At 69.2% G+C, this 7,390-nt stretch carries 8 protein-coding genes; 5 read left to right on the plus strand and 3 right to left on the minus strand.

Annotated features, from left to right (window positions below; genetic code table 11):
- The coding region (locus tag ACLML9_RS26640; RefSeq protein ID WP_411948091.1) for an ATP-binding protein at window positions 1-2,830 on the plus strand (2,830 nt) is incomplete at its 5' end.
- A 22-nt stretch (window positions 2,831-2,852) separates the two neighbouring features.
- Here the strand turns inward: ACLML9_RS26640 and ACLML9_RS26645 are convergent.
- Together ACLML9_RS26645 and ACLML9_RS26650 are read right to left on the minus strand one after the other, a co-directional pair.
- Window positions 2,853-3,677, minus strand: coding sequence for an ABC transporter permease (locus ACLML9_RS26645; protein ID WP_411948092.1), 825 nt, complete (start codon window positions 3,675-3,677; stop codon window positions 2,853-2,855).
- Window positions 3,674-4,663, minus strand: coding sequence for an ATP-binding cassette domain-containing protein (locus ACLML9_RS26650; RefSeq protein ID WP_411948093.1), 990 nt, complete (start codon window positions 4,661-4,663; stop codon window positions 3,674-3,676). Before ACLML9_RS26650 ends, ACLML9_RS26645 begins: the two co-directional genes overlap by 4 nt.
- 108 nt (window positions 4,664-4,771) lie before the next feature.
- On the opposite strand from ACLML9_RS26650, the gene ACLML9_RS26655 reads away from it, so the two are divergent.
- From ACLML9_RS26655 to ACLML9_RS26665, 3 genes are all read left to right on the plus strand, one after another.
- Window positions 4,772-4,993 carry a hypothetical protein gene (locus ACLML9_RS26655; RefSeq protein WP_039826929.1) on the plus strand — a complete coding sequence of 74 codons (222 nt, stop codon included), beginning with the start codon at window positions 4,772-4,774 and terminating at the stop codon, window positions 4,991-4,993.
- A complete protein-coding gene (locus tag ACLML9_RS26660) occupies window positions 4,994-5,569 on the plus strand; it encodes a Clp protease N-terminal domain-containing protein (RefSeq protein WP_411948094.1) in 576 nt (191 codons plus the stop codon).
- A 101-nt stretch (window positions 5,570-5,670) separates the two neighbouring features.
- Window positions 5,671-6,054 carry a phage holin family protein gene (locus ACLML9_RS26665; protein WP_411948095.1) on the plus strand — a complete coding sequence of 128 codons (384 nt, stop codon included), beginning with the start codon at window positions 5,671-5,673 and terminating at the stop codon, window positions 6,052-6,054.
- Between the two features lie 4 nt (window positions 6,055-6,058).
- Here the strand turns inward: ACLML9_RS26665 and ACLML9_RS26670 are convergent, their stop codons facing one another.
- Entirely contained in the window at window positions 6,059-6,931 is an 873-nt protein-coding gene (locus ACLML9_RS26670; protein ID WP_411948096.1) for a 1,4-dihydroxy-2-naphthoate polyprenyltransferase, read from the minus strand.
- Between the two features lie 151 nt (window positions 6,932-7,082).
- On the opposite strand from ACLML9_RS26670, the gene ACLML9_RS26675 reads away from it, so the two are divergent.
- Window positions 7,083-7,370, plus strand: coding sequence for a hypothetical protein (locus ACLML9_RS26675; protein WP_411948097.1), 288 nt, complete (start codon window positions 7,083-7,085; stop codon window positions 7,368-7,370).
- Window positions 7,371-7,390: the final 20 nt, after the last annotated feature.

Raw genomic sequence — 7,390 nt, forward strand, 5'->3', positions numbered from 1 at the left:
TCTCGACGGCGCCGTCGAGATCGCCCGCGCGCAAGCGCGACAGCGGCCCGCGGACGAGGCCCGCGCCCGGACCCTGATGCGTCTGCTCGCCGCCGCGGGCCGCGACAACGAGGCGCTGGACGTTTTCGCCGCGCTGCGCACGACCCTGGCCACCGAACTCGGCACCGACCCCGGGCCCGCGATCACCGAACTCAATACCGCGATCCTGCGCGGCGGTCTCGTCTCCCGGGCGGAACCGGGGCGCCCCGAACCGGCCCTGCCACGACCACCGATCGCGGCGGTCGGGGTGCGGGCCGCGCCCAACGCGCTACTCGGCCGTGCCGGCGATCTCGCGGAACTGGCCCGCCTGCTCCGGGTTTCGCGGGTGACCACCGTGCTCGGGCCGGGCGGGGCCGGAAAGACCCGGGTGGCCAATGAACTCGCCGCACGGTCGGCCGCCGATCGGCCGGTGGTACTGGTGGAACTGGCCTCGGTGCGTCCGGAAGGTACGGGCCGGGACGCGATGGTGGATATCGAGTCCGCGATAGCGGGGGCGGTGGGTCTCGGGGAGACCGTCCGGGATCGCGCGCTGCCGCAGGTGCGTCCGCCCACCGACAGCAGTCGCCGGCTCCGCGACGCGCTGTCGGCCCGGCCGATGCTGCTCGTACTGGACAACTGTGAACATCTGATCGACGGCGCGGCCCTGGTGGTCGCCGATCTGGTGGGCAGCTGTCCCCAGCTGACCGTGCTCACCACCAGCAGATCACCACTGGCGATCACCGCCGAAACGGTGTATCCGCTGGCGCCGTTGGCGATCGACCCGGCCGGGTCGCCGGCGACCGATCTGTTCGCTGCCCGGGCTCGCGCGGTACGGCCGTCGGTCCGGCTGGACCCGGCGGTCGTGGCCCGGCTCTGTCACACGCTGGACGGGTTGCCGCTGGCCATCGAACTCGCCGCGGCCCGGGTGCGGACCATGAGTGTGGAGGATATCGAGCGGCGGCTCGACCAGCGTTTCGCGCTGTTGCGCACCGGTGACCGCACCTCACCGGAACGGCATCGCACGCTGCACGCGGTAATCGCCTGGAGCTGGAACCTGCTCGAGCCCTCCCAGCAGATCGCGCTGCGCCGGATGTGCCGTTTCCCGGCGGGTTTCACACTGGACGCGGCGGAGGTGGTGGCCGGTGGCCCGGAGGTCGGCGACCTCGCGACAGCCGTCGACGGACTGGTCGGGCAGTCGCTGCTGACCGTTGTCGAGGACGCGGATTCCGGTGCCGATCATGCCGGGAGCGTGCGCTACCGGATGCTGGAGACGGTCCGCGAATTCGGCGAGCAGCAATTGGTCGCGGCCGATCACGAGAACGGCGGCGAGGTCGAACTCGTGGAGTCGCGGATGGCGCGCTGGGCGTGCGAATTCGCGGTGGCGGTCGCGCGGCGATACCTCGCCGGTGACGAACTCGGGCCGGCCCTGCTCATGGTCGCGGAACTGGACAACCTCGTCGCGGTGCTGCGGCGGGCCGAGGCGGGCCGGGACCGGTTCACCGTCTACGCCGTTTTCCCCGCGCTGGCCATGCGGTGGGTCGCGCACGGGGCCCACCTGGAACTGCTGGGATGGATTCCGCGGCTGCTCGCGCTCCCGCCACCGGACCACGCCTCGGGTACCCACGCGGATCTGCACATGCTCGGCCATGCCATGACCGCACTGCACCTGGCTTTCATGTCACGCAGTCTCCGGGAGCTGGCGGTGGTCCGGTTCCGGGTCCGCGCGCTGCTGCGGCACGCCGTCGGGATGACCGGGACCCTGCGTTATCTCGGGCTGCTGTTGACCTGTCCCGCCGATGCGGTGCGGCTGGCCCGGTTGCTCGCGGACGGGGCGCGTGCCGACGACGCGCAGATCAGGGTCGTCGCGCTGGTGGCCCGGGCGAATATCTGGGAGAACATGGGCCGTATCCATGCCTCCCGTCGTGACGCACAGGTCGCCCGGGCGCTCACCGGCGAGGCGCAGGTGTGGAACCGGGCGATGGTGGTGCAGCATCTGGGTGCGCTGGACGGGCAGACCGCGCACTACCGCGAATCGGTCGGCTATTACGAGGAAGCGGCCGAGTTACTGCTCCGGATCCGGTCCTATGACGAAAGTCTCGAGGTGCGGTCGTATCTGGCGGTCTGCCTGGCCGGTATCGGGGATCCGGCGCGGGCGCGTAGGGAACTCGCGGCCGCCCTGGGGCTGTCCGATTCCGGCCGGGCGGGACTGGAACTGGTCGATGATCCGACCATCCGCCGTAACCATCGGCTGTCCACGATCGCGGCGGGCCTGGCCGAGGTCGAACTCGCCGAAGGCGATATCGAGGCCGGACTGGCCCATTTCCGGCGGGCGCTGGACCTGCTGGCCTGGCAGGAAGGTGAATTCACCCCGGGCCCCGGGGCGTTGCTGATGTGCGCGACGACCGTCGCCGCGCATGTGCTCGCCGGTCGGACCGAGACGGTCGCGGCGCTGGTGCCCGAACTCGCCGGCATGGCACTGGACCGGCTCGACTCCGTCCCGGACCTGCCGCAGATCGGGGCAGTGGCCTGTGCGCTGGGATCGGGATTGCTGGCTCTGGACGAGCGGACCGAGGCCGCGGTCGAGCTGCTCGCGCTGGCGCAGGTGGTGTCGGGCCGGCAGGACTATCCGGTCATCCGGTGGGAGCGGCACTGCGCGCTGTGGCGGGACAGGATCGGTGCGTCGCGGCTGAACGCGGCGCTCGCGGCCGCGCGCCGGTTGCGCAGGAATGCGGCCGCCGCGCGGATCCTGGAGCTGGTCGGCGGGATCGCACCGGGGACACCGGGCCCGCTCGATCGGATCGCGGCCGATTGAGCGGGCCCGGCGGCCACGGCCCTCAGGCCCGGCGCATATAGGCCCGGACGGTCAGCGGCGCGAATACCGCGACGATCGCCGCCGCGCCGACCAGGGACCAGACGACGTGCATGCCGATATGCCCGCTGTTCATCAGATCCCGGCAGGCCCATACCAAGTGGGAGACCGGGTTGACGTCGATGAACGCCTGCAGCCAGCCCGGCATCGTCTCCTTGGGCACGAACGCCGGGGAGGCGAAGGTCAGCGGGAACATGACCAGCATGGAGTAGCCCTGTACCGCCGAGGCCTTGTTGGCGATCACACCGAAGAAGGCCCAGATCCAGCTGGTGGCGAAGGAGCAGGCCACGACCAGCAGTACCGCCAGCGCGACACCGGCCGGCTCCGGGCGGTAGCCCATGAGGAAACCCATCACCACGGTCAGCACCGAGGCGATGCCGTAGCGGACCATATCGGCGGTCAGCGCACCGGACAGCGCGGCTATCCGGGCGATGGGCAGGGATTTGAAGCGGTCGAAGACACCCTTCTCCATATCCTCTTTGAGCTGTACACCGGTGACCACCGAGGTCATCACCACGGTCTGGACGAGAATGCCCGGAATGATCACCGGCAGATAGCTCTTCACATCGCCGGAGATGGCCCCGCCGAAGATGTAGGTGAACATCAGGGTGAAGATCACCGGCTGGATCACCACGTCGAAGAGCTGCTCGGGATTGTGCTCGAGCTTGAGCAGGCCGCGGTAGGCCATGGTCATGGTGTTGTCGAAGGTTCTGCGCAGGCCGATGCGGGCGGCCGGCGCCGGTACCCGCGGCGCCACCACGGGCGCGGGTTCGGTCAGTGTCGTGGTCATGCTGCGGTCCGTTCGGTGTCGGTATCGGATTCGGCCGGGTGGCCGGTGAGGGTGAGGAACACTTCGTCGAGGCTGGGTTTGGTCACCGTGATCTCCTCCACCGCGACCGCGCGGTCGCGCAGGCTGATCAGCAGATCGGTGGTGCCGTTCGGATCGGGCAGCGCCGCGGTGAGCCCGCCGGCCTCCGGTGTGGTCTGCGCCTCGGTGTGCAACACCTCGGCGATGATCCGGCGGGCGGTTTCGAGCTGGGACCGGTCGGCCAGGGTCAGCTGTAGCGAGGACCCGCCGATGGACGCCTTCAGTTCGTCGGCGGTGCCGTCGGCGATGACCCGGCCGTGATCGATCACCGCGATCCGATCGGCCAGCTGATCGGCTTCGTCCAGGTACTGGGTGGTGAGCAGTACGGTCGTGCCGCCCCGCACCAACTTGCGGATGGTCTCCCACATCTGGGCCCGGGTGCGCGGGTCCAGGCCGGTGGTCGGCTCGTCGAGGAACAGCAGCGGCGGGGTCGCGATGAGACCGGCTGCCAGGTCGAGCCGGCGGCGCATACCGCCGGAGAAGTTCTTCAGTGATTTGTTCGCCGCGTCGGTGAGTTCGAATTCCTCCAGTAGTTCGGCGGTCCGGCGTCTGGCCGCCGCTCGGCTCAGTCCGAGCAGCCGGGAGAAGACCATCAGGTTCTCGGTGGCGGTCAGGTCCTCGTCGACCGAGGCGTACTGGCCGGTGACGCCGATGAGCGACCGTACGGCGCCCGGTTCGGCGACGACATCGTGGCCGAACACCCGGGCGCTACCGCCGTCGGGGCGGAGCAGAGTAGCCAGCATGCGGATGGTCGTGGTCTTTCCCGCCCCGTTCGGCCCGAGTACGCCGTAGACCGAGCCCTGCGGCACGGACAGGCTCACTCCATCGACGGCCCGCTGGGTGCCGAACACCTTGACCAGGTCGTTCGCCTCGATCGCGAACGTGGCGGCGGATACGTGATTCGTCATAGCGGCTACGGTCCTCGTCCCGTCTTGCGCGGCTCTTGCGCCGCGATTGCGTCCACCTGTCGTCAATTTTTGTTGACATCTGGCGCAAGTGTCAATAAAAATTGACGTATGACAGAAGCAACCACACTGGCCGCGGCGGCGGGCAGCCCGGACCCCGCAGTGGGTCTACGGGCGGTGCTGGCGCTGCGCAGACTCCTCGAACGGCTCGAAGCGATCCAGGTGGGCAATGCCCGCGACCAGGGCTGGTCCTGGCAGGCCATCGCCGACGCACTCGAGGTCAGCAAACAGGCGGTCCATCAGAAGCACAACCGGAGAGACAGGGGTCGATAGATGTTCGAACGATTCAACAGGGCCGCCAGAACAGCGGTCGTCGCGGCGCAGGAGCATGCTCGGGAACTGGGGTCCCCGGAGATCCGGGTCGAGCACCTCCTACTCGGACTGGTGGAAGAGGGCGAACCGCAACTGCGCTCGCTACTGGAACAGACCGGGCTCACGCTGCACAGCGCCCTGCAATCGCTGAGCGCCGCGACCACGGACGATCCACTGGGCCCCGGCGACGCCGAGGCACTGCGTTCCATCGGTATCGACCTGGACGCGGTGCGCGAAAGCCTGGAAGCCGGATTCGGTGCCGACGCACTGGACCGCGCGATCCCCGCGGACGAACCCCGCGGCCGTCGCCGCGGTGCGCGGTTCGGGCATATCCCGTTCACGCGCGACGCCAAGAAAGCGCTGGAACTGTCGCTGCGCGAAGCCCTGGCGCGCAAGGACAAATCCATCGAATCAGGACATGTCCTGCTCGGTATTCTGCGCGCACCCGGCCCGGTCGCCACCGAACTGCTCGGCGGCCCCGACGGGATCGCCCGCCTGCGCGGCGAGATCAACACCCTCCTCGACAAGGCGGCGTGAGCGCTACCGGCCCGGCGTAGGCGGCGTCCCCGGATGCTGCCGGCCGGGCCGGAATCCCGCTGTATCCGGCGCGCGACGCTCCGGTGTGCTTAGCATGAGATATGCAGCTTGTGCTCCGGTTGATCGGCAACGCCTTCGCCATCTGGCTCGCCGCCCTATGGGTCGGCAATATCGAACTCGTCTCCCCGCCCGACCAGGGCAACGGTGCGAAAATCGTGGTCCTGCTCGCGGTGGCGGCGGTTTTCACCGTGGTCAACGCCTTCGTCAAACCGCTGGTGAAACTACTCTCGCTGCCGCTGGTCATCCTGACCCTCGGCCTGTTCCTGCTGGTGATCAACGCCTTGATGCTGTGGCTCACGGCCTGGATCACCGAAGCCACCGACTACGGCCTGCGGATCGAGGGGTTCTGGGCGGCGTTCCTGGGCGCCATCATCGTCACGCTCGTCAACTGGGCCATCGGGATCCTGATCCCGGACAACGACTGAAAGCTCAGCTGCCCAGCCAGAGGGCGACGGCGGATAGTACGGACCAGGCGAGGAGGGCGAGGCCGGAATCGCGCAGGGCGGGGATCAACTCCAGACCGGCGCGGTTCGCCCGGACAGGCGCGTTCGCGCGGACGGCCAGGGGGAGGGCCAGCAGGCCCGCCAGGGCCCAGGGGGTGCGGGCCGCCAGCGTCAGGGTCAGTACGAACGGGACCACCAGCAGAACCAGATGCACGGCGCGGGTGCGCGTGTCGCCCAATTTCACCGCCAGCGTCGTCTTACCGGTTTCGCTGTCGGTCGGGATATCGCGCAGGTTGTTGGCCACCAGGACCGCGCTGGAGAACGCCCCGACCCCGACCGCGAGCACCACCCCGGCCCAGTCGATCCGGAGCGCTTGGACGTACTGCGTACCCAGCACCGCCACCAGGCCGAAGAACACGAAAACGGCGATTTCGCCGAAACCGCTGTAGCCGTAAGGTTTGCTGCCCCCGGTGTAGAACCAGGCGCCCGCCAGGCATACCGCGCCGATCAGCAGCAGCCAGGGGGCCGACAGCACGGCCAGGATCAGTCCGAGTACCGCGCCGACCGCGAGGCTCGCGACCGCGGCGCCCCGGACCGCGCCGGCGGAGGCCAGCCCGGAGCCGACCAGCCGCAGCGGGCCGACGCGTTCGTCGTCGGTGCCGCGGATCCCGTCGGAATAGTCGTTGGCGTAGTTCACCCCGATGATCAGCGCCAGAGAAACACCCAGCGCCAGGAGCGCTTTCCACCACACCGCACCGTCGATGGCGGCCGCGGCGCCGGTACCGGCCACGACGGGCGCGATCGCGTTCGGCAGAGTTCTGGGCCGGGCGCCCTCGATCCATTGTGCTGCGGTAGCCATCTCCGCAGCCTAATGCGCGGGGTCGAGCGCAGCCCAGCGAGCGGTTACTTGCCCGATCGGCTCATCCGGGGCATTCTCGACAAGGTTGGACTGATCTTCCTCTCGGCGGGTAGTCGCCCGGCGAGGCGTACACGGAGGAGAGGAGCCCATCATGGCCCAGCATGACAAGCTGCCCCGGACGATCGATCCGGGCACCTTCGAAGCAATGTCCGAGGCCGACCGCGCCGAACAGGCTGCGCCGGTCGACCCGGACGAGGCCCCCTACGGCGATATCGATCCCCGGTCGGTGCCCGACGATATGCCGGTACCCGACGAACCCGCGGTGGTCGCCGGGCGCCCCGACGACTGGCATGCGAATCCGGCCGATATCGCCGAACAGGCCATCCCGGTTCCGCAGGGAGACGATTACGAAGGCGACTACGGCGACGACGAGGCCTGATCCATCGAGCCCGGTCCGCG

The organism is Nocardia sp. NPDC002869 (assembly GCF_046764065.1).
Lineage (GTDB): Bacteria > Actinomycetota > Actinomycetes > Mycobacteriales > Mycobacteriaceae > Nocardia > Nocardia rhamnosiphila.

Bases quoted from the DNA above. Each gene is read 5' to 3' on its own strand.
- ACLML9_RS26645 (WP_411948092.1), bottom strand. From the start codon at position 3,677: ATGACCACGACACTGACCGAACCCGCGCCCGTGGTGGCGCCGCGGGTA.
- ACLML9_RS26650 (WP_411948093.1), bottom strand. From the start codon at position 4,663: ATGACGAATCACGTATCCGCCGCCACGTTCGCGATCGAGGCGAACGAC.
- ACLML9_RS26655 (WP_039826929.1), top strand. From the start codon at position 4,772: ATGACAGAAGCAACCACACTGGCCGCGGCGGCGGGCAGCCCGGACCCC.
- ACLML9_RS26660 (WP_411948094.1), top strand. From the start codon at position 4,994: ATGTTCGAACGATTCAACAGGGCCGCCAGAACAGCGGTCGTCGCGGCG.
- ACLML9_RS26665 (WP_411948095.1), top strand. From the start codon at position 5,671: ATGCAGCTTGTGCTCCGGTTGATCGGCAACGCCTTCGCCATCTGGCTC.
- ACLML9_RS26670 (WP_411948096.1), bottom strand. From the start codon at position 6,931: ATGGCTACCGCAGCACAATGGATCGAGGGCGCCCGGCCCAGAACTCTG.
- ACLML9_RS26675 (WP_411948097.1), top strand. From the start codon at position 7,083: ATGGCCCAGCATGACAAGCTGCCCCGGACGATCGATCCGGGCACCTTC.